Genomic DNA, 22,095 nt, shown 5'->3' on the forward strand with positions numbered 1-22,095 from the left:
TAATACAGGAATAATTAGGAAAAAGTCTGCTATTTATAGACAGGCTTTTTTTGAATTTAAGCGACTTTTTAAACCAATGTTTTGCAATTTAAGGATAAGATAATACAGACTTATGACTTATTCTGAAAGACCTATCATAGTTTTAATTTTCTACTACTGGATTCCACTATCTTTTAAAATGAACAACATGGTTTGCTGTTGTTAGATTTAGTCGTGTAGGAACAGTTTTTAACTAAATGGATTTACCAACAAATTTATAACCAATCCCCCAAACCGTTTGAATAAATTTAGGTTTTTTGGGATTGGTTTCTATTTTGTGTCGTAAATGATTTATATATACCATAATAGAATTATCATTAATAAAGCTATCACCCCATATATTTTGATACAGCTGTTCTTTGGAGAATACCTGATTGGGGTTTTCCATAAAAAATTTTATCATCATTAATTCCTTGGCTGAAAGAGAGATTTCTTTTTCGTTTTTATATAATTTATAAGTGTCTAAATTAAGTCTAAATGGTTCAACTATGAGCTCTTTTGTTTGTTGTTTAAGGGAGTTTAAATTTTTATTCCTGCGCAGATGTGCTTTTACATGAGCACAGAGAACAGCTGGATTAAAAGGTTTGGTAATATAGTCATCTGCTCCTATTCCTAATCCCAGGATTTTATCATAGTCTTTAATTTTTTTTCCTGTTATAAGAATAATAGGAATATGAATGCCATCAGTCCTAATTTTTTTGATAATATCTAATCCATCAATGTCCCCAATCATTATATCCAAAATAATTAAATCAAATGGTTTTTGAGCCATTATATTGAGAACTTTCTTACCACAATTTGCTTCAAAAATAATCATATTTTCTCTACTAAGAGTTTTCTTAATAATTTTTCGAATGTATTCTTCATCATCTGCAATTAGTATTTTTTCTTTACTCATAAGGTTAACCCCCTGCTTTATATAAAATTCAAATAATTATGTAACAAAAACTAAAATTAAATCTTAATAATTCTTAAGAAATTACTTAATAAATTTTAAGTTTTTTAAAGATTATTTTAAGTTTTATATTATAGTATAAAACCATAAAGAAACTTTAATTATTATTATATAATATTTTAAAGATTTTGTCATATAAGAGTCTTTCATAGGTTCTTGTCAAACTTTTAGGAATTTATAACTGGAAGTTTAATGATTGAAATTTAAATTTTATTTCGAGAAAGCTAACAGGAGAATTGATATAATTGTTTATATATTAAACTTATTGGGGGCTTCGGAATGAAATTTATAAAAAGAATTAATATTTTTAATACCATTGAGAGTACTAAAATGATGATTTTCTTAATTATTTTTGTTTTTTTGGTCTTAATTTTTTTAGGAAGGATGATTTATGTAAGTTATACTTACTATCGGGATACTATGGTAATACAGCAAGAACAGCACTTATTAACAATTGCTAAATCTACTGCCAGGAATTTGGAGTTGTTTGTTGTTGGAAAAGCAGATAATCTAAAAATTATTGCTGGCAACCCCAAATTTCAAAAAAGACTAAATGTTTTTGTGAAAGATGGTATTGCACAGCCAGATATTTCTTCTATAAAAGCATTTTATGAGGTTCAAAAAAAAGAGATTCAGTCAGTTGCTTTATATGATGATAAAGGTAAACTTATCTATCATTGCTCAGGTGGGGCAAGTGTTAAAATTTCTGAACAGCTTTACAATTCTGTTGATTCTGGCAATGACGATGTAAATTATGTTTTGAAAACACAGCAGTCTTATATTGGTAGTGTTTATCAGGGAATAAGGGGAGATTTTGTTTTTAATATTTTACAGCCTGTCTTTTATAAGGAACGATTTATAGGAATCTTAGTTGCTACAATAAATTTAAATACCCTTTATAATCATCTAGTTAAACCAGTAAAGGTGGGAAAAAAGGGTTATGTAATGGTAAAAGATAAAAAAGGAATTATCTTAATGCATCCGGTTAAAGAACAAATTGGGACACATGTCATTATAAAGAGGAAAGAGAAATACCCTGGCTTAAATTTTACTGAATTAAATAATTTGATAAAAAGGCAGTTAACAGGAAAAGAAGGGACGGCAGTCTATCATTCATACTGGTGGCCTGACAGTAAATTAGTTATGGTTAAGAAATTGACTGGCTTTGCTCCAGCTCATATTGGTGATGATTTTTGGATAGTAGCAACTCCCATGTCTTATGAAGAAATTGCAGACCCGATAAAAGAGAATTTACTTAGTACTTTACTGATAGCTGGAGGATTTATAATTATATTTTCAAGTTGTATTTTTCTTATTATAAAAATACAGAAAAATAAAGAAGCACTGGAAATAGAAACAAAATATTTAAAGGAATTAAATGAAACAACTGACGAACTGAGGAAAAGTGAGGCACAGTTGCAACATTCCCAGAAGATACAGACAATAGGTACTCTAACAGGCGGTATTGCTCATGAATTCAATAATCTACTGACCCCTATTCTTGGTTACGCAGAACTGATGTTAAAAGATTTATCCCAGGAGAACTACTGGTATGAAGATATCAATGAAATCTATGAAGCAGCAAAAAAATCCAAAGAATTAATAAAACAGATTTTGATCTTTAGCCATAGAGATAATAATAAACACTATAAGCCTGTAAAAATAAATGAGTTGATAAAAGAAACACTGAAATTAGTGAAATCTATTTTACCTTCTAACATAGATATAATTGAAAACTTTGAAGATTGCGGATACATTCTGGCTAATCCTACTCAAATAAATCAAGTTATTTTTAATCTCTGTACTAATGCCTATGATGCTATGAAGAAACAGGGTGGTTTATTAGAAATAAGCATGCATTTAATTGATAAGGATGACGAGAATATATTGAAAAATGAAGATTTTTCAAGCAAGAAATACGTAAAAATTTCTGTAAAAGATACTGGTTGTGGTATGAAAGAAAAAGTAATGCATCAAATCTTTGATCCGTTTTTTACTACAAAAGCTGTGGGTGAAGGGACGGGTCTGGGTTTATCTGTTGTCCATGGTATTGTAGCCAGTCATAATGGTAAAATTTTTGTCGAAAGTGAAATAGGAAAAGGGAGTGTCTTTAATGTCTATTTTCCACAAATGGAAGGGCAATATGTAGATTTACAAAACAATAATAATATTGTTTTAAAAGGTAATGAAACTATTTTGTTGATTGATGATGACCCTAGTATAGTAAATATGATGAAAAAGAGATTGGAAAAATTAGGTTATAAAATGATTGCCCAGACAAATAGCTTAAAGGCTTTAAAAATTTTCAAGAAAAATCCTCCCAGATTTCAATTAATTATTACAGACCAGACCATGCATCATTTAAATGGGATTGGACTAGCTGAAAAGGCTAAAGCTATATACCCTGAGATCAAGGTTATCCTTATGACCGGGTTTGTTAATGAGCCAGTGAAAGATTATATTAATAGTCCACTTATTGATGATTATATAATCAAACCGGTCTTACTTAATGAACTTAGTCAAAAAATAAGAAGGGTCTTAATGGTAAACCAGCAAAACGATTAGGAATTTGGAAAGGAGGTAATTAATGGAGACAGAGCAGATAAGAGAAAAAATTGTTCACTTGAATTCTAAGGCGGAAAAAAATCAGGTAATAAAATTCTTAAAGCAACAAAATTTAAAGTTTGATAAAGATATAGAATATACAGTCGCTTTATTTGACCCCCAAAAAATGATTGGAACAGGCTCCTTTAGTGGCAAAATTTTGAAATGTATTGCCATAGCCCCAGAATACAAGGGCTTGGGCTTGGCTAATAAAATTATAACACTTTTACTCCAAGAAGAGTTTCGGCGGGGAAATATTCATTTATTTCTTTATACCAAGCCAGAGAATAAAAGGCTGTTTTCTGAATTAGGATTTTATAAAATTTCAGAGGTAAATTCCAGGATAGTACTGATGGAAAATAAAGCTGCTGGAATAAAAGATTATCTGGCAGAAATTGTTCAGTATAAAAGGGATGCTGGAATTGTTTCCACTATTGTAATGAACTGCAACCCGTTTACCCTGGGACATCAATATTTAGTTGAATATGCTGCTTCAAGGAGTGATCAGCTACATATTTTTATTGTCTGGGAGGACAAATCTATTTTCCCCCCTGAATTGAGATATCAATTAGTGAAAGAGGGTGTTAAACATTTAAGCAATGTAATTGTACATAAAGGAAGGGATTATATTATTTCTGCAGCAACTTTCCCCTCATATTTTATAAAAACATACCAGGAAGTAGTTGAGACACAGGCGGCTCTGGATTTGAAAATATTTAGTGACCATATTATACCAGCCTTAGGGATAAGTAAACGTTTTGTTGGTGAAGAGCCTTTCTGTCCAGTAACAAGGACTTATAATAAAATAATGAAAAAAATATTACCTGAAAAAGGTGTTGAAGTTGTAGAAGTTTCTAGATTGTCTATTGGAAGAGATATTGTTAGCGCCTCAAAAGTGAGGGAATATATTGGACAGGGGGAATTTTTAAAAGTAAAAAAATTAGTTCCGAAAACTACCTATAATTTTTTGATTTCAGATAATGCAAAAGATATTATTCAGCAGCTGCAATCAGGCTATTAAATTAAGGAAAGGGTGTTAAAAATGAAAATTAAGAATGCAGGGATGGCTGGAACACTGGAGTCAAGTGATATTAATATTTTAATAGAGAATAATGATCAAAAGGGTATTGAGATTGATTTAAAGAGCATAGTCCAAAATCAATTTGGAACACAAATAAAAAAGGTGATTCAGGAAACCCTTGAAAACTTGGGAATTACTGATGCTATTGTTCATGCAAATGATAAAGGTGCATTGGATTGTACAATAAAGGCAAGGGTTTTAACAGCAGTTTATCGAGCTGCTAATAAAACAGATTATAAATGGGAGGAATTTTAAATGCATTCTTTAAGAAGAACTATGCTGTATGTTCCGGGGAATAATCCAGGAATGATACTCAATGTTCATATCTATGGAGCTGATTCGATTATGTTTGACTTGGAAGATTCTGTTTCATTGAATGAGAAAGATTCCGCTAGATTTTTGGTCTATAATGCTTTAAAAACCTTTGATTATAGAAATACTGAAACTGTCGTTCGTGTAAATGGTTTAAACACTCCTTTTGGAAAAGAGGATCTTGAGGCTATTGTCCGGGCTAAACCGGATATAATCCGTCTCCCCAAAACGGAAAAAGCAGAAGATGTACAGGAGGTGGATTACTTAGTAACTGAAATTGAAAATAAAATTGGTTTGGAGTCTGGAAGTATAAAATTAATGGCGGCAGTTGAGAGTGCCCTTGGGGTAATTAATGCTAGCCAGATTGCTACTGCTAGTGCGAGATTGCTTGGGATTGCTCTTGGTGCTGAAGACTTTGTAACTGATTTAAAAACTACTCGTTCAATGGATGGGATTGAACTGCTTACTGCTAGAAGTCAGATTTTATTTGCTGCCCGGGCAGCAGGAATCAATGCTTTGGATACGGTTTTTTCCGATGTTAATGATGAAGAAGGTTTAATAAATGAAGTTAAATTAATTAAACAATTGGGTTTTGATGGCAAATCAATAATTAACCCGCGGCAGATTGAACCAGTTCATAAAATATTCACACCAACAACAGAAGAGATAGAAAAAGCGACCAGGGTTTTAGGGGCAATTAAAGAGGCGGAAAAAAAAGGTTCAGGGGTTATCAGTTTAGATGGAAAAATGGTTGATAAACCAATTGTAGACAGGGCTCGACGAACAATAGACTTGGCTAATGCTGCCAGGGTATATATCTAGAAGGAGTGTTTTAGATGATTAATAAAGTAAATAGAGAGATTCCTCAAGAAATAGAAGGCTTGGAAAAATTATTGCCTTTTCGAGGTTTTAAGGGTCAGATAAAAGATATACAACGATTGAAAGAACGGCAGGTTTCGGAAAACAGGAAGAAGTTTTTACCTAGTATTGAAAAAGCTATCCTGGAAACAGGGCTTAAAGATGGAATGACTATTTCTTTTCACCATCATTTTAGAAATGGAGATTACATTATCAATATGGTAATGGAGGTTATTGCCAAATTAGGGATTAAGGATATTGTTTTGGCTTCAAGTTCCTTGACAAAGATACATTCCTCTCTGATTGAACATATAAAAAATGGAGTTATTAGGCGAATTGAGACCAGTGGTTTAAGGGGTGAACTAGCAGTTGCAATATCAGAGGGTTTAATGGACATACCGGTATGTTTACGTTCTCATGGGGGAAGGGCCCGGGCAATTTCTACTGATGAATTACATATTGATGTAGCATTTTTGGGTGTTCCTTCTTGTGATGCATATGGCAATGCTAATGGTTATTCTAGAGAAAATTCTGCTGCCTCAGCCTGTGGGTCATTAGGGTATGCCAAAATAGATGCTCAGTATGCAGATCAGGTTGTTTTGATTACTGATAATATTGTCGGATATCCTAATGTGCCTTTTGCTATCCCTCAGTCACAGGTAAATTATATTATCAAAGTTGATTCTATTGGGGATCCTAAAGGAATTATGTCTGGGGCAACACGTTTTACTAAAAACCCTAAAGATTTATTGATTGCTAAACATGCTGCTGATGTGATTGAAGCATCTGGTTATTTTGAAGAGGGATTTTCTCTACAGACTGGTTCCGGTGGTGCGTCTCTGGCGACAACCAGATTTTTAAAAGAAAAAATGATAAAAAAGGGCATTAAAGCCAGTTTTGCTTTAGGAGGAATTACCGGTCAAATTGTTAATTTACATGAAGAAGGGCTTATAAAAAAGTTACTTGATGTTCAGAGTTTTGATCTTAAGGCAGTAGAATCACTTAAAAATAATCGTTTTCATTACCAGATTGATGCTTCCTATTATGCCAATCCTGATAAAGAGGGGAGTGCAGTAAATCAATTAGATATTGTTGTTCTCAGTGCTTTAGAGATAGATAAAGATTTTAATGTTAATGTAATGACAGGTTCAGATGGAGTGCTCAGGGGAGCTATCGGGGGCCATTGTGATACAGCAGCTGGAGCCTCTGTTGCTATTGTTGTAGCCCCGCTGATGAGAGGCCGGATGCCTACTATTTTGGATAGGGTGAATACTATTGTTACTCCTGGAAATACGGTGGATATTCTGGTAACAGACCAGGGGATTGCAGTTAATCCTTTAAGAAAGGATCTCTTAGCTAATCTTAGTTCAGCTAAAATACCTATTTATAGTATTGAAGAATTACAGGAAAAAGCTGAACGTTTAGTTGGTAAACCTGAACCGATCAGGGTAAAAGACAAAATTGTAGGTGTTGTAACTTATCGAGATGGTTCGGTTATTGATGTTGTCCGTCAAATTGATAGGGAGCGCCAATTTTAATTATGAATATGATAAGAGAAATTAGTTTGCAGGAACTACTTCGTGCACGGGAGCTAAGGGCAGCTAGGCAAAAAGAGTTGATTAATAAATATCAGGCCTGCCTGATATCGTTTATGGTTAATACGCCAGGGAAATTCAAAGTAACTGTTTTAAGCAAGAAAATTCATGATGAAGGAAGTAAGGTTTTAAGGGAAACTTTTGAGAAAGAATATATTTTTCCTATCTATCAGGAAGTTCATAAAAAAGCAACAGGAATAGAGAGTTTCATTCTTGTAAATATGGATGAAATAAAATTGAAAAAAATTCTTGTAGAAATAGAAGATAATCATCTCCTTGGCCGGCTGTTTGATTTTGATGTAATCAATAAAGAGTATCAGAATATTAGCAGGCAAACAATCAAAAAAAGGGGTAGAAGATGTTTGTTATGCAAAGATCAGGCAGCAGTTTGTGTTCGCAGTCAGAAACATTCATATGAGGAACTGCTGGAAAAGATTAATACAATAAGTAAAGAATATTTCAATATGATGAGTGAATGATTAATATATTTTGTTGGTATACCAGGAAATTATGTGTTTGTTTAATATAATATAGATTCATTGGTTTAGACCATAAAAGAATGAAGGGAAGGAGGGATTTTACTAATATAATAGATGGTTAATAACCATTGATATATAAAGTTAGGCTATTATTAAATAATAGCCCTATCAAATCTAAAATGGGAGTGTGAAAAATGAAAACAAAAAAAAGCATAATATTGGGTTTGTTTTTATTACTAACTTTAACGTTAATTTTTTCCGGGTTAAGTTTAGCCAAGGAATATCCACGAGGGACAATGGAGTTTATTGCTCCTGCTGGGGCAGGTGGAGGTTGGGATTTGACGATTCGTACAGTAGGAAAAGTATTGAAGGATTCTAAATTAGTGACTGTTCCAATGCCTATTACTAATAGACCAGGTGGTGGCGGTGGGGTAAACTTAGCATATTTAAATGGTAGTAAGGGAAGTGACAGGATTATTTCAGTTTATTCCCCACCATTGATTTTGATTAATCTTAATGGGTCTACAAATTATAGTTACCGGGATACTACACCGCTGGCCCGCTTGATTACAGATTATGGTGTTTTTGTTGTAGCTAAGAATTCTAAATATAATACTATCAAGGAAGTAATGGATGCCCTAAAAAAAGACCCTAAGAGTGTAAAAATTGGTGGAACCTCTTCTGTTGGAAGTATGGATCATATTCAATTTTTATTGATAGCTAAAGCGGCAGGGGTAAAAAACTTAAAGGATATAGATTATATAAGTTTTCAGGGTGGTTCGGGCCCGGCCCAGCTCTTAGGTGGACATATTGATTTACTGTCGACAGGCTTAGGTGATGTAAAAGCCTTACTGGATAGTGGAAATTTAAGGGCACTTGCTCAAACTGGCAGTAAACGTGTAGGGAAAGGTGTTTTTGCTACGATTCCCACTGTTAAAGAACAAGGCATTGAGGCGACATTTGAAAACTGGCGGGGTTTATTCGGAGCTCCTGGAATGCCTGAATATGCTCAAAAATACTGGCGCGAAACGATAGCCAAGATGGTGAAAACACCAGAATGGCAAGAAGCATGTGTGAGAAATAATTGGACTCAGTCCTATGCAGATGCTGATGAATTTAAAGCCTTTTTAGATAAAGTCAATCAGGAGTATAAAAGTATTTTAAAAGAAATAGGAATGTTAAAACAATAAGTTATAACTAATGTAGGATTTAGAGGTAAGATTTTTTTCTTGCCTCTTACTTCCTACATCCTATTTCTTAACACATACTTATATGTATTTAAACAATTCTGGAGGTGGATAAGAATGAATATAAGGGTAATATCCGGTCTTTTGGCAATCATTATTGGCTGTATATATAGTATTTTAGCTTACAATTTACCTAGGGCAACAGTTGGTAATCCAATAGCTCCTATATTATTTCCATTAGGCCTGGGAGTAACAATGCTTATTTTCGGCATTATTTTGTTTATAAAAGAGAGTAAAAAAGAAAGGGGATTAACTGAAGAAAAAAGGAAGAATCAGAGAAAAGTCATATTAAGTTCTGGAAAATTAGTCATTATAACCTGTTTATCCAGTATTATCTATGCTTTATTATTTGAAAGAATTGGTTATGTTTTATCTACTCTTTTATTTATGGGTTTGATTTTATTTGCAATAAATGGAAAGGAAAACTGGAAAATAAATGTCCTGGTAGCGGTATGTTTTAGTGTTGGAATATACTTTATTTTCTTAAAATTATTGGGGATTCCACTACCTTCCTTACCAGTTTTTGATATTTAATTGGAGAGGTGAAAATAAATGGATGTAATATTAAATAATTTGATAGTAGGTTTTCAGACTGCCTTAACTCCAGGTCACCTATTTTGGATTACTATAGGGGGAATATTGGGTACAATTATTGGGATGTTACCTGGTTTAGGACCGGCAACAGGGGTAGCAGTTTTATTACCGATGACTTTTTCAATGGGACCGGTTACTTCATTGATTACAATGTGTGGAATATATTATGGGGCTATGTTTGGTGGCTCTAGGAGTTCTATCTTGATTAATACACCTGGAGACGGTGCTGCTTTAGCAGCAACATTTGACGGATATCCTATGTCTCAGCAGGGAAGAGCAGAGGCTGCTCTGGCAATGTCGGCCATTGCCTCTTTTATTGGAGGAATTATAGCAACGGTCTTTATGACTTTAGTAGCGAATCCAGTAGCAAATTTTGCTTTGAGATTTGGTCCAGCAGAATATTTTCTATTGATGGTTACTGCTTTATCAGCAACAGCCTCCATGTCTAAAAAAAATTTAGTACGTGGTTTTATTTCAATGATACTTGGTCTGATGATTTCTACAGTTGGTCTGGATTCTCAGTCTGGAATTAACCGTTTTACCTTTGGTGTTCTGGAATTACAGACTGGTATTGATTTTTTGGTAGTAATCATTGCGATTTATGCCTTAGGTGAAGTATTCAAATGTTTCAAAGAAATTCATGAAGGCAAGAAAAAAGCCCAGACTAAGTTTGGTAAGATTTGGATAACAAAAGAGGATTGGAAAAAAAGCTGGCTACCAATTCTTAGGAGTACACCATTGGGATTTTTTGTGGGGGCTTTACCGGGAGCAGGTGGAACCATGGCTTCACTAATGGCTTATAATAATGAAAAACAGCTGGCCAAAAATCCGGATGATTTTGGAAAAGGGGAGATTGTTGGCTTGGCTGCTCCTGAAGCAGCTAATAATGCTGCCTCTGTGGGGGCCTTGATACCAATGTTGACCCTTGGAATTCCCGGTTCAGGAACAACAGCTGTTATGATGGGGGCTTTATTGATGTTGGGTTTACAGCCTGGTCCTCTTTTGTTTACACAACATCCGGATATTGCCTGGGGATTAATTGCCAGTATGTTTTTAGGCAACATGTTGCTGGCAATAATTAATATACCACTGGCAGGTTTATTAGTAAGGGTACTCTCAATCCCCCCTAAAATCTTATACCCGATTGTATTAGGTTTAGCTTTTATCGGCACCTTTGCAATTAGTAATAGTGTTATTGATTTTTACTTACTGGTGATTTTTGGTTTGATGGGATATTTTATGAAAAATGCAGGGATTCCTACAGCACCTTTAATTTTGGGGGTTATTGTCGGTAATAAAATGGAAATATCGTTTAGGCAGGCACTAATTATTTCAGATGGTAGTTATAGAATTTTTGTTGCTTCACCAGTAGCAATTGTTTTGATTATCTTGACAGTAATTTCTGTTGCTTATCCATTTTTGAAAGATTATTTTAAAAATACTAAAGAAATTACCGCCTAATGTGTAATATTAATAATGAGATATAAAAAACATTCTAAAATTGCAAGTTGTAAATCTAATTCTATTATTTTTTACATTCTTATAAGTTGGTGGTCAAATGAGTAATCAAACAATCAGTACTAATAGTCTTTGTAAATATATCAGTAAATCTGCTGTAGAAGCGATGTTATATGAAGTTTCAGCAAGTCCCAAACCAGGGCTGGTTGATAGGTATAATTCTGGCGCTCACCAGGACATGGATTTTTTTACATTTATGTCCAGCAGCGCTGCTCTTAACTATTATTTCTATAGGTGTGCAGAAAAGGGAGTGGCTTTTGCTAATCAAGATGCCAGGAAGTTATTAGAGCACCTAAGGGGCATAGGAAAAGAAGCAGAACGAGATATGTATCAAGCTACCGGGGGAGTAAATACCCATAAAGGACTTATTTTTTCTTTAGGGATTATTTCTGCAGCTGCGGCAAGTTGTTTTTTTGCTGAAGGTAGTTGGCCTCTATCGTTGGAAAGAATTTGTAAGAAGATTTCACAGATAACTAAGGGTATTACAATAAGAGAGCTAAGCAGTGCCAAACTAAGTGATATAAAAGAAGAAAAAAATTTAACAGCTGGTGAGAGACTCTTTAAGCAATATAATATTAAGGGAATTCGGGGAGAAGTAGAAAAAGGTTTTCCAACAGTTAGGAAAACTTCTTTTCCCTTCCTTTTGAAGTATTTAAATAAAAACCAGGAAACAATTAATGACATTTTAGTACAGGTCTTACTATATTTAATGACAGTAACAGAAGATACCAATGTAATTGCTAGACACAATTTGGGGATGCTTCAATATGTAAAGTCTTGTGCCCTTCAGGCCCTGGATTTAGGTGGGATTTTTACTAAAGAAGGTAAAAATTATTTGCAGCAAATGGATGTGGATTTTAGGCAAAAAAATATTAGTCCTGGGGGTTCTGCTGATCTACTTGCTGTTACAATTATGTTTGTTTTTTTAACGCAAGATATGATTGGAGGATTAATACCAAAAGAAAGGTAGTTGAGGTAATTATTAATTGTGATTCAGGAATCGATGATGTTTTAGCCCTTGTGTCGGGCATTTCCTTTATTGCAGATAGATGATTTTCAAAATGCTGATTATAATATCAATCTACCAGAGGTGGTTGTTTCATATCCACCTGGGAGTAATTATACTGGGTAAAAAAGGATTTCTATCATTAAGATATTGTCAAAAACTAATACAGTAATAATTAGGGAAAAGCCTGCTATTTATAGACAGGCTTTTTTTGGAATTTAAGCAGCTTTTAAAACCAGTGTTTTGTAATTCAGAGATGTAATAATACAGACTTATATACTATGTCGATAGAGGATTTTTTGGATATTTATTGAATTATTATATATAAAGAATAATTTACTAGTGGACTTTTTACTTAATCTAGGAGGCTAAATAAATGATAACAGGAGAACTAAAAAATAAAGTAGATAAAATATGGGAAATATTTTGGACAGGAGGGATAACCAATCCCCTTTCAGTTATAGAACAGTTTACCTATTTGCTTTTTATCAAGGGCTTAGATGATAAACAGAATGACTTAGAGCAAAATGCATCAGTAATTGGAATTGAAGCCAAGGAGATATTTAAAGAAGATGAACAGGATTTAAGGTGGAAGAATTTTAAACAATTGGCTGCCAAGGAAATGTACAATCTTGTCTCTAAAAAGGTTTTTCCCTTTATCAAGAATTTACATGGTGATAAGGATTCTGCCTTTTCCAGATATATGGATGATGCTATTTTTATGATACCAACACCACAGATGTTGGAGAAGATAGTAACAAATATTGATACCCTGCCCATGGAAGAAAGAGATGCTAAAGGGGACTTATATGAGTACCTTTTATCCAAAGTAGCAACCTCTGGTACTAATGGGCAGTTTAGAACACCAAGACATATCATTAAAATGATGGTTGAACTGGTTAATCCAACTCCATCAGATATTATAGTTGATCCCGCAGCGTGACTTTGCAGTAGATGAAATAAGCGAATTTAAGACCCGTAAGATGTATATAGATTTAGAAATAGAATTAGCTGGTTGGGATATTGGGAATGACTGCCTCGAAGAAGTTGAGGTTGCTAATATGCCGAATGGTTCAGGGCTTGGTTATGTAGACTATGTCCTTTATGGTGATAACGGGAAACCTCTGGCTTTAATAGAGGCTAAAAAAACAAGTGTTGACCCCAGGGTAGGCAAGAAACAAGCCAAACTCTATGCCGATTGTTTGGAAAAAGAGTATCAGGTCAGGCCAGTTATCTTCTATACAAATGGCTTTGAATATTATCTCTGGGATGATGTAAGTTATCCAGAGCGGAGGGTAGCTGGTATCTATACAAAAAATGAATTAGAATGGCTGTTCTTTAAAAGGGAAAATAAGCAGTCTTTAAAATCACCTCAGATTAGAGATGAGATTACTAATAGACCATATCAAAAGATGGCTATCCAGGCTGTTTGTGAATCATTAGCAAGGGGCCGCCGGAAGGCATTACTGGTTATGGCGACTGGTTCTGGTAAGACCCGGACAGCGATTTCCATAGTAGATGTCTTATCTAAGAAAGGCTGGCTAAAGAATGTCCTCTTTCTTGCTGACAGGGTAGCCCTGGTCAAACAGGCCCAGAAAAGTTTCCGGAATTTGCTGCCAGAATTATCACTCTGTAATTTGCTTGATAACAAGGACAATCCTGAAAGTAGAATGGTTTTCTCTACCTATCCCACGATGATGAATGCTATTGATGCTACTAAAAGTGATGATGGTTCAAAGTTATTTAGTTCTGGACACTTTGATTTAATTATTGTTGATGAATCACATCGGAGTATTTATAAAAAATATCAGGCTATCTTTGACTACTTTGACGCCATACTTTTAGGTCTTACTGCTACACCTAAAAATGACCTGGATAAGAATACCTATGAGGTCTTTGACCTGGAGAATAATGTACCGACATATGCCTATGAATTAGAAGAGGCTGTGAATGATGGATATCTGGTACCATACCATACTGTTGAAACCAGAATGAAGTTTATGGAAAAAGGTATCCATTATGATGATCTTAGTGATGAAGAGAAAGAAAAATTTGAAGAGACTTTTGATGATGATGTCAGAGATATTAGTGGTGATGAGTTAAATAGTTTTCTATTTAACAATAATACAGTAGACACAGTCCTGCAAGACTTAATGGAGAAGGGGATTAAGGTTGAAGGTGGCGATAAGTTAGGTAAGACGATTATCTTTGCTAAAAACAAAAAACATGCTGACTTCATAGTTAAGCGCTTTGATGCTTTATATCCTAGTTATAAGAGTAGTTTTGTAGAAAAAATTTATACTGGTTTACCCTATGTTGAGACTGTTCTTGATGATTTTTCAACCAAGGAGAAACTGCCTCAGATTGCTGTCTCAGTGGATATGTTAGATACCGGGATTGATATACCTGAAATAGTTAATCTAGTGTTTTTCAAAAAGGTTCGTTCAAAATCCAAGTTCTGGCAGATGGTTGGACGGGGGACCAGACTCTGTGAAGACCTTTTTGCTGTTGGTAAACATAAGGAGAAATTCAGGATTTTTGATTATTGCTCTAATTTTGAGTATTTTAGGGAAAATAAAAAGGGTGAAGAGGCCAAAATAACTAAGTCTTTGACTGAAAAATTATTTAATATTAAAGTTGATATTATTAAACAACTTCAACACCTTGAATTTCAAAGAGATGATTTTATTAATTATCGAGCAGAATTGATTGCTGAATTAGTAAAGAATATAGCTCAAATTGATCAAAGTCTTTTTAATGCTCGCATGAAGATCAAGTATCTACATAAGTACAAGGAAAGGGACACCTGGAATGATATTACAGAGCAAAAAGTTCGTGAAATAGAGGAACATATTACTCCGTTAATAAATCCCATAGACGATGATGAATTAGCTAAACGCTTTGATTACTTAATGTTAACTATAGAATATGCTGACCTTAAGGGTATTTTAGCCTCAAAACCTAAAATGAAAGTAGTTACAACAGCAGAGAGATTATCCCGGATTGGTAATATTGAAGTAGTTAAACAGAAGGAAGAATTGATACTGAAGGTACAGACTGAGCAGTTCTGGGAAGATGCTGATATTTTTGACTATGAAATGGTCAGAAAAGCCTTTAGGGACTTGATAAAGTTTATTGACACAAAATCCCGTGATATTTACTATACAGATTTTACTGATGAGGTCCTGGAAGTTACAGAAAATCCTGGTGACTTTTCAGTTAATAACCTGCAGAACTATAGGAAAAAAGTAAACCAGTATCTTAGAGAACATCAGGATGAATTGGTTATCTATAAAATAAGAAATAATAAAGCTGTTACTGAAAATGATCTTAAACACTTGGAAGATTTATTATGGCATGAACTCGGTTCAAAAGAGGATTATGAAAAGGAATATGGTGATGAACCACTCTTAAGATTGGTATCTAAAGTAGTCGGCCTGGAAGTAGCAACAGCCAATGAAGCTTTTTCAGAATTCTTAAGTGATGAAAGCCTTAATTCAAATCAGATGGAGTTTGTTAAGCTTATTATCAATTATATTGTGAAAAACGGAATCATGGATAAAGAAATCCTTAATGAGCACCCTTTTAATAAGTTTGGCAATGTTGTTCATTTGTTTAAAGATAAAATAGCAACAGCTAAAAGAATTATTAAAAAGATAGATGAATTAAACGCCAGGATTGATGTTGGTTGAATTTTCTTAATGACATACCTTAGGTATTCTTACTAAAACTATGTGGTGGTGAAAGAAATGAAAATATTAATAACACCTATGGCTGCAATGGCTGAAACAAGTGGACCTTTTTCAAGAACTAAAATAATAGCTAATGCATGTTTAAAAAAAGGACATGAAGTTGCACTATGTGCTGCGGAAGATGTTAATTATCAACCTATCAAAGGAGTCAAAAACTACTATGCACCGATTCCCTCACCATTTGGTTTACCTATGTTTTTAGGAAAGAATTTATTTAAATTAGCCCAAAGATTGGGAATTCAAAAGAGAAAAACAGTTCATAGTTATGAAGAAGTACTTCATATAACTGGAGCTATAAGTAAAACTCATTTTAAAAAAGATGTTAATAGTATTCAAAAAGCCATTAAAGAATTTGATCCTGATATAGTCTATGCAGAATTTAGGATTGCAGCAATAGTAGCTGCAAAACTTGCAAATAAAAAAGTAATAACTAGTTATAGTTACCCAGTACAAGCTTCATATGCCAGTAATACAGAGTATAGTAAACATGTAAACCAATTATTAAGAGAAGATAACTTGCCCGCAATAGAGTCAGTATTAGAAATATTTAATTGGGGTGATTTAAAAATAGTACCAAGTATATATAAGTTAGAACCAATAGAAGATGAGGGTGTAATATTTGTAGGAGCTTTAAATTCATATAGTGAAAATTTTAGTGGTGTCAAAAAACGAGATAAGATAGTTGTTTATATGGGGAATGGGACAATAACTCCCAAACGACAGATAGAAGTGATGAAAGAGACTTTTTTAGATTCCAGTTATGAAGTATATATTGCAACTAAGCAATTAGCAAGTTTTAAAGAAAAAAATATAACTGTTGCTGAAAGATTTGATTTTAGCAAACTAATGCCTGAAACTATAGCTTACATAAATCATGGTGGACAAAATAGTATTGTAGATGGATTAGTGTATGGCGTGCCTCAAATAGTTTGTCCAGGTAAAATATTTGAAAGGAAATATAATGCCCAGTCAATTGATAAGATAGGAGCTGGAAAGATATTATTAGAGAAAGAATTTAAATCTTCTAGTATAAAAAATATAATTAAGGAATTTAATCAGACTAAAAAATATTATAAAAATGCTAAGAAGTTAGGAGAACAATTAAAAAAATTTGGAGGAGCAGAAAAAATTGTAGAAGTAATAGAAAAATTACATAACGGTGGGTACATTACCTAATAAAATATTGTATTCTCGGGATTGGAAAGACAGTAAGCTGATAATAAAGGCTATAGTCATTTCTTTAAATATCAAAGTCTGGAATAATATAAAGACATCCTTAAATGATATCATTATTAAAAACTATTGCTATAGCACCAGCTATTGCTGAAGATACTGTTGGATATGGAGTAATTGATACAATCACAGGGGATATCCCTCAGTTAGCAGTTCATATGGATTATCGTCGCCAAGGAATTGCTTATAATATTTTACAAAGATTAATACAGTACACAGAATCACAAAATGTAAATTTTATTTATATTGATAATAAATGCCTTAGTATCTTTAAATTTCTCCAAAACTTAATTTGATAGACCCGTATGAAATGATATTAAATATTTAAATATCATTGATTTGTGTAAATAAGAAAATGATATGAATGAAGGGAATGAAAACATATGAGAAAATTCTGCTATTATTTTTTTTTATACTGATATTTGCTGTGGCCATACCGGTTTTAGCAGATGAATCTGGCGTAGAAGTCAGGTATAACATTAAAGTTAAAGAAGATTATTTCGATGTAAAGGCAGAACTTACAGGTGTATCACAGAATGAAGTTATTATTGCTTTTGAGGAACTATTAGATTGTGTTGAGGATTTGAAATTTTATAATAAAGATGATAAGGCATTAGATGTTAGTATTTTGGATAAAGGAGTTTATAAAATAAACTTAGCAGGGTCGGAGAATATTAATCTGTACTATAATTATAGACCTGATGAAGTGGAACACGATTACCATTACCCCACTCTTACTTCAAGTTATCTACATATTCCTGGAGAGAGTTTTTTCATCAGGCTTTATGACCGAGAAAGTCAAATTGGCGATTATAGCGATTCACTGGTTAAAAATTTCAGACTAAAAATAGAAGAATTACCTGCCGAATGGGATCTTTTAACAACTTATCCTGTTGATGAAGAGGGTTATATTTTAATAAATACTTATGAGTCATTACTGAGTGCTGGTGATTATGATAGATATACATTTTCTATAGGAGTCAGTAAGGTAATTATTGCTGTAGATAGTGAGAATAAAATTTCTTTTGAAAACTATATTGACGAAATTGAGGATATATTTGAAAATTATTATAATATTTTTGCTAAGGTACCAGGCAACCAAAACATTATTGTACTTAATCAAAGTAGGAAAGAATTCAATGAGTATTCATCTTCACTGGGTGGCCAGGCCAAAAAAGATAATGTAATAATTGAAATAGGTGGAATTAATGATAATAATATTGATAGGCATAAGGCATCAGTATTGAGTCATATTGGCCACGAAGTTATGCACCTCTGGGTGCCATGGGGATTCAATATAGCTGACGATTGGTCCTGGCTCTGGGAAGGGGTAGCAGAATATAAAAGTTACCAGGTGCTTCAGGACTTAAGTTTGATTTCAAATGATGAATTTGAGAAAGCATTGCTGGAAAGACGGCTTAAAAATTATTATAGAAATGAATTAAAAGATAGTATAGATTTAATTGCTGTCTCTACTGCTCAGGAAGGTCAGCCTGGTTATAGTTCTATGCTGTATGATAAAGGAACTCTACTTATTTATTTGCTTGATCAGGAATTGCATAAAAAGGGTAGGGATATAAATGATTTTTTAAGTGAATTATATCAGGAATATGGAGTAACTAATAAACCACTGGGAAATGGTCAACTAGTTTCTTTTATTAATGCATATCTGGGGAATAATACTTTTACTGAAAAATATGTTACGGGGACAGCACCAATTAGTAAATATTCTATAGGTCTGTGGTTTAGATATCAGAATATTGTATTGTGGTCTTATCTGGGGACACCACCATTTCCATATCCCTGGGATTTAATTGTTGTTCTTTTTATTTTGATTTTTGTTTTTACATTGATATGGCTTATTGTAAAAAAAGTTAGAGACTAAAAGTTTTCATTTTAGCTGCAAGATGTTATCTTAAAGATTTCATTTATTGAAAATATGATTAAATTAATTGAGGAAATATATGGGGTGATAAGAGCTTATGGGAAAATCTTTATCTGAAATGACATTAGAAGAACTTTGGCAATTGTTTCCGATAATTTTACGCAAACATAATCCTGAGTATAAAAAATGGTATTTTAATGAAAAAGAGAAGATTAAAAAAGCAGTTGGCGTGAATACAATTGAACGAATTAATCATATCGGGAGTAGCGCAGTTGCAGGATTGATTGCAAAGCCAACAGTAGATATTTTGTTAGAAGTTGATTGTAATAGTGATATTGATAATTTAAAATTAAGGCTAAAAAATGCAGGTTGGATACTTATGGCATCTGAGAATGAACCCGATTTAAAAATGTCATTTAATAAAGGGTATACACCAGATGGATTTGCTGAAAAAGTATTTCATCTTCATGTCCGATTTTTAGGAGATTGGGATGAATTATATTTTAGAGATTATCTTATAATTCATAAAGAGGTAGCTAAAAAATATGGTGAACTCAAACAAAAACTAGAAAGACAGTATAAGCATAATAGAGACGGGTATACAGAGGCAAAAACAGAATTTATTAAAAAATGGACCAAGCAAGCAAGACATGAATTTCCTAATAGATATATGCCATAAAAATTAATAAAACTAGAAGCCAATCCATATTATGAAGAATATAAGAGTTATTACAATAAAAGACTAAAAAGAAACAGCTTGCTGTCTGCTAGTAACGGATAGTTTTAAATAAATTGAGCTGTATGAGGGGAAACTTTCATGTACGGTTCTTAGGGGAGGAAGAGGGAGGGATCAGTTTGAAAATAAGGGAATTTTCTCGAAAAACAGGTTTAACTACATATACACTAAGGTATTATGAAAAAATAGGCTTATTACAACCAGAAAGAGATAATGCTAATCATAGAGATTATAATGAAAATGACCTGGATTGGATAGACTTGCTACAAAAATTGAAGAGTACTGGTATGCCCTTAAAAGATATCAAAGAGTTTTCTAACTTAGTTTTAACTGGAGATAATACTATTCCGCAAAGGATAAAAATTTTGGAGAAGCATCAAGAAAAGGTAATAGAACAATTAACTGAATTTAATGACTGTCTTGATAAAGTTAATTTTAAGATTAAATATTATAGGGGAGTGTTGAAAAGTAATATCAGGGAAGCGTAGCATAAAACTCTTGACTTAGAGTAAACTCTAAGAATTATAATATTGATAATAATTGATAAGGAGTTGAAATAATGCAGGAGTTTACAAGAAAGATTGGAGAAATTAAAGTAAGTGCAATGGGGCTGGGTTGTTGGGCAATTGGTGGTCAGTTTTTCTTAGATGGTAAAGCAGATGGTTATGGAAATGTTGAGAATGGGGAATCTATACGTGCTGTCCGTCAGGCATATGATCTTGGTATTACTTTTTTTGATACTGCTGATGCATATGGTGCTGGTCATAGTGAAGTTTTGTTGGGTAAGGCCTTAAAGGGAATCAGGGATAAGGTAGTGATTGCCAGTAAATTTGGTAATCTTTATAATGAAGAAACCAAAGAAGTGTCTGGTGTAGATTCCAGTCCTGCTTATATTCGAAAAGCTCTGAAGGAATCTCTACGTCGTCTACAGACAGATTATATTGATCTTTACCTACTACATATCTGGTCACTGCCAAAAGAAGAAGCAGAGATAGTTGCTGAGACTCTTGACGAACTTGTGCAAGAGGGTTTGATTAGAGCTTATGGATGGAGCACAGACCTTTTAGATTGTGCAAAAATGTTCGCTTCCAGAAAAAATTGCAGTGCTATTGAACACAATTTAAATATTTTTGAAAGTGCTGAAGCTATAATTGATATATGTGAATCTAATAATTTAGCAAGTATCAATAGAAGTCCTTTGGCTATGGGACTATTATCTGGTAAATTTAATACAAATACAAAACTCCCCCAAAATGACGTAAGGGGTGCTGGTCATGAATGGGTACAGTATTTTGAAGATGGTAAGCCTAAACAGGAGTTCTTGGATAAATTGTCTTCAGTAAGGGAGATATTAACAAGTGGTGGCCGTAGTCTTGTACAGGGTGCTCTGGCCTATATCTGGGCAGTAGGTGATAACACTATTCCTATTCCCGGGTTTAGAAATGTAAAGCAGGCTGAAGAAAATGCACGAGCTATGGAATTTGGTCCATTATCTAAAGAACAAATTAATGAGATAGATTACATATTGGGACGAAAATAAGATGTTCTCCCAATTTATTTAACTATATTGATGTTGAAAGCTTAAATTAGCCCCTTTTAGCATAAGATAAAGAAGAACAAAAAGCCTTAGCTCAGGATATTGCTAAGGCTTTAAAGGCTGATACAGTCGAAGAAAAAAATCTGTATAAATATAATTCATTGTCCATGGTGCTCTTCAGCATCTTCTTTAGTTTCATGAACTGTACCACGTGGATGCTCAGGTGGAGCATATATAGAGTATAATTTAAGTGGTGTACGACCTGTATTTATCAGATTGTGCCATTTACCAGCAGGTATAAATATTGCATAGTCATCATAGACTTTTGCTCTAAAATCTAACTGATCTCTTCTATCACCCATCATAACGAAACCTTGCCCTTCTTCAATGCGTATGAATTGATCAACGTCAGGATGCATTTCTAAACCTATGTCATCATCTGGATTGATGTTCATTAAGGTGAGTTGTAAATATTCTCCTGTCCATAAAGCGATACGAAAATAGTCATTTTGCTTAGTAATTTCTTCAATATTAACCACAAATGGACATGGACCATAGTCTTTTAACCTAGTACGTCTTAATGGGTGACGTGGGTTAAATATATAATCATTATGCATATTGTTCATTCCTTTCATAGGTTTTTTAATATAATATGTTATATGTT

The 22,095-nt window shown here is 33.4% G+C and carries 19 protein-coding genes and 1 pseudogene; 18 read left to right on the forward strand and 2 right to left on the reverse strand.

The window, feature by feature from the left end:
• Window positions 1–232: 232 nt before the first annotated feature.
• Window positions 233–937: a response regulator transcription factor gene (locus D7D81_RS09710; RefSeq protein WP_125989531.1), complete on the reverse strand. Its 705-nt coding sequence runs from the start codon at window positions 935–937 to the stop codon at window positions 233–235.
• A 336-nt stretch (window positions 938–1,273) separates the two neighbouring features.
• Here D7D81_RS09710 and D7D81_RS09715 point away from each other — a divergent pair, with 336 nt between their 5' ends.
• From D7D81_RS09715 to D7D81_RS09800, 18 genes and pseudogenes are all read left to right on the forward strand, one after another.
• Complete coding sequence (locus tag D7D81_RS09715; RefSeq protein WP_125989533.1) at window positions 1,274–3,559, forward strand: sensor histidine kinase; 2,286 nt, start codon at window positions 1,274–1,276, stop codon at window positions 3,557–3,559.
• 22 nt (window positions 3,560–3,581) lie between these two features.
• On the forward strand, window positions 3,582–4,619 hold the full coding sequence (gene citC, locus D7D81_RS09720) for a [citrate (pro-3S)-lyase] ligase (protein WP_125989535.1): 1,038 nt from the start codon (window positions 3,582–3,584) through the stop codon (window positions 4,617–4,619).
• A gap of 21 nt (window positions 4,620–4,640) precedes the next feature.
• Window positions 4,641–4,934 (forward strand): citrate lyase acyl carrier protein, encoded by a 294-nt coding sequence (gene citD, locus D7D81_RS09725; protein ID WP_125989536.1) that lies wholly within the window; start codon window positions 4,641–4,643, stop codon window positions 4,932–4,934.
• Complete coding sequence (gene citE / locus D7D81_RS09730; protein ID WP_125989538.1) at window positions 4,935–5,813, forward strand: citrate (pro-3S)-lyase subunit beta; 879 nt, start codon at window positions 4,935–4,937, stop codon at window positions 5,811–5,813. It abuts the gene before it with no gap.
• Window positions 5,814–5,827: 14 nt separating this feature from the next.
• On the forward strand, window positions 5,828–7,387 hold the full coding sequence (citF, locus tag D7D81_RS09735; RefSeq protein WP_125989540.1) for a citrate lyase subunit alpha: 1,560 nt from the start codon (window positions 5,828–5,830) through the stop codon (window positions 7,385–7,387).
• Window positions 7,388–7,395: 8 nt separating this feature from the next.
• A complete protein-coding gene (gene citX / locus D7D81_RS09740) occupies window positions 7,396–7,923 on the forward strand; it encodes a citrate lyase holo-[acyl-carrier protein] synthase (RefSeq protein WP_205739155.1) in 528 nt (175 codons plus the stop codon).
• A gap of 194 nt (window positions 7,924–8,117) precedes the next feature.
• Window positions 8,118–9,113, forward strand: coding sequence for a Bug family tripartite tricarboxylate transporter substrate binding protein (locus D7D81_RS09745; protein WP_125989544.1), 996 nt, complete (start codon window positions 8,118–8,120; stop codon window positions 9,111–9,113).
• A 114-nt stretch (window positions 9,114–9,227) separates the two neighbouring features.
• On the forward strand, window positions 9,228–9,704 hold the full coding sequence (locus D7D81_RS09750; RefSeq protein ID WP_125989546.1) for a tripartite tricarboxylate transporter TctB family protein: 477 nt from the start codon (window positions 9,228–9,230) through the stop codon (window positions 9,702–9,704).
• An 18-nt stretch (window positions 9,705–9,722) separates the two neighbouring features.
• A complete protein-coding gene (locus D7D81_RS09755) occupies window positions 9,723–11,225 on the forward strand; it encodes a tripartite tricarboxylate transporter permease (RefSeq protein ID WP_125989548.1) in 1,503 nt (500 codons plus the stop codon).
• A 97-nt stretch (window positions 11,226–11,322) separates the two neighbouring features.
• Window positions 11,323–12,252: a triphosphoribosyl-dephospho-CoA synthase CitG gene (gene citG, locus D7D81_RS09760; RefSeq protein WP_125989550.1), complete on the forward strand. Its 930-nt coding sequence runs from the start codon at window positions 11,323–11,325 to the stop codon at window positions 12,250–12,252.
• A 412-nt stretch (window positions 12,253–12,664) separates the two neighbouring features.
• Window positions 12,665–13,228: pseudogene (locus D7D81_RS09765) on the forward strand (type I restriction-modification system subunit M N-terminal domain-containing protein); the annotation flags it as partial.
• Window positions 13,215–15,980, forward strand: a complete 2,766-nt coding sequence (locus D7D81_RS09770; protein ID WP_205739156.1) for a type I restriction endonuclease subunit R — start codon at window positions 13,215–13,217, stop codon at window positions 15,978–15,980. The pseudogene D7D81_RS09765 and the gene D7D81_RS09770, both read left to right, overlap by 14 nt.
• A 57-nt stretch (window positions 15,981–16,037) precedes the next feature.
• Window positions 16,038–17,216 (forward strand): nucleotide disphospho-sugar-binding domain-containing protein, encoded by a 1,179-nt coding sequence (locus D7D81_RS09775; protein ID WP_125989556.1) that lies wholly within the window; start codon window positions 16,038–16,040, stop codon window positions 17,214–17,216.
• 104 nt (window positions 17,217–17,320) lie between these two features.
• A complete protein-coding gene (locus D7D81_RS09780) occupies window positions 17,321–17,569 on the forward strand; it encodes a GNAT family N-acetyltransferase (RefSeq protein ID WP_125989558.1) in 249 nt (82 codons plus the stop codon).
• A 77-nt stretch (window positions 17,570–17,646) separates the two neighbouring features.
• A complete protein-coding gene (locus D7D81_RS09785; RefSeq protein ID WP_125989559.1) occupies window positions 17,647–19,158 on the forward strand; it encodes a M1 family aminopeptidase in 1,512 nt (503 codons plus the stop codon).
• Window positions 19,159–19,255: 97 nt separating this feature from the next.
• A complete protein-coding gene (locus D7D81_RS09790) occupies window positions 19,256–19,837 on the forward strand; it encodes a GrpB family protein (protein WP_125989561.1) in 582 nt (193 codons plus the stop codon).
• Between the two features lie 176 nt (window positions 19,838–20,013).
• Window positions 20,014–20,382 carry a MerR family transcriptional regulator gene (locus tag D7D81_RS09795; protein WP_205739157.1) on the forward strand — a complete coding sequence of 123 codons (369 nt, stop codon included), beginning with the start codon at window positions 20,014–20,016 and terminating at the stop codon, window positions 20,380–20,382.
• Window positions 20,383–20,453: 71 nt separating this feature from the next.
• A complete protein-coding gene (locus tag D7D81_RS09800; protein ID WP_125989563.1) occupies window positions 20,454–21,434 on the forward strand; it encodes an aldo/keto reductase in 981 nt (326 codons plus the stop codon).
• A gap of 155 nt (window positions 21,435–21,589) precedes the next feature.
• Here D7D81_RS09800 and D7D81_RS09805 read toward each other — a convergent pair whose 3' ends face one another.
• A complete protein-coding gene (locus D7D81_RS09805; RefSeq protein WP_125989565.1) occupies window positions 21,590–22,048 on the reverse strand; it encodes a cupin domain-containing protein in 459 nt (152 codons plus the stop codon).
• Window positions 22,049–22,095 lie beyond the last annotated feature (47 nt).

It is taken from the genome of Halocella sp. SP3-1, assembly GCF_003953885.1.
Lineage (GTDB): Bacteria > Bacillota > Halanaerobiia > Halanaerobiales > DTU029 > Iocasia > Iocasia fonsfrigidae.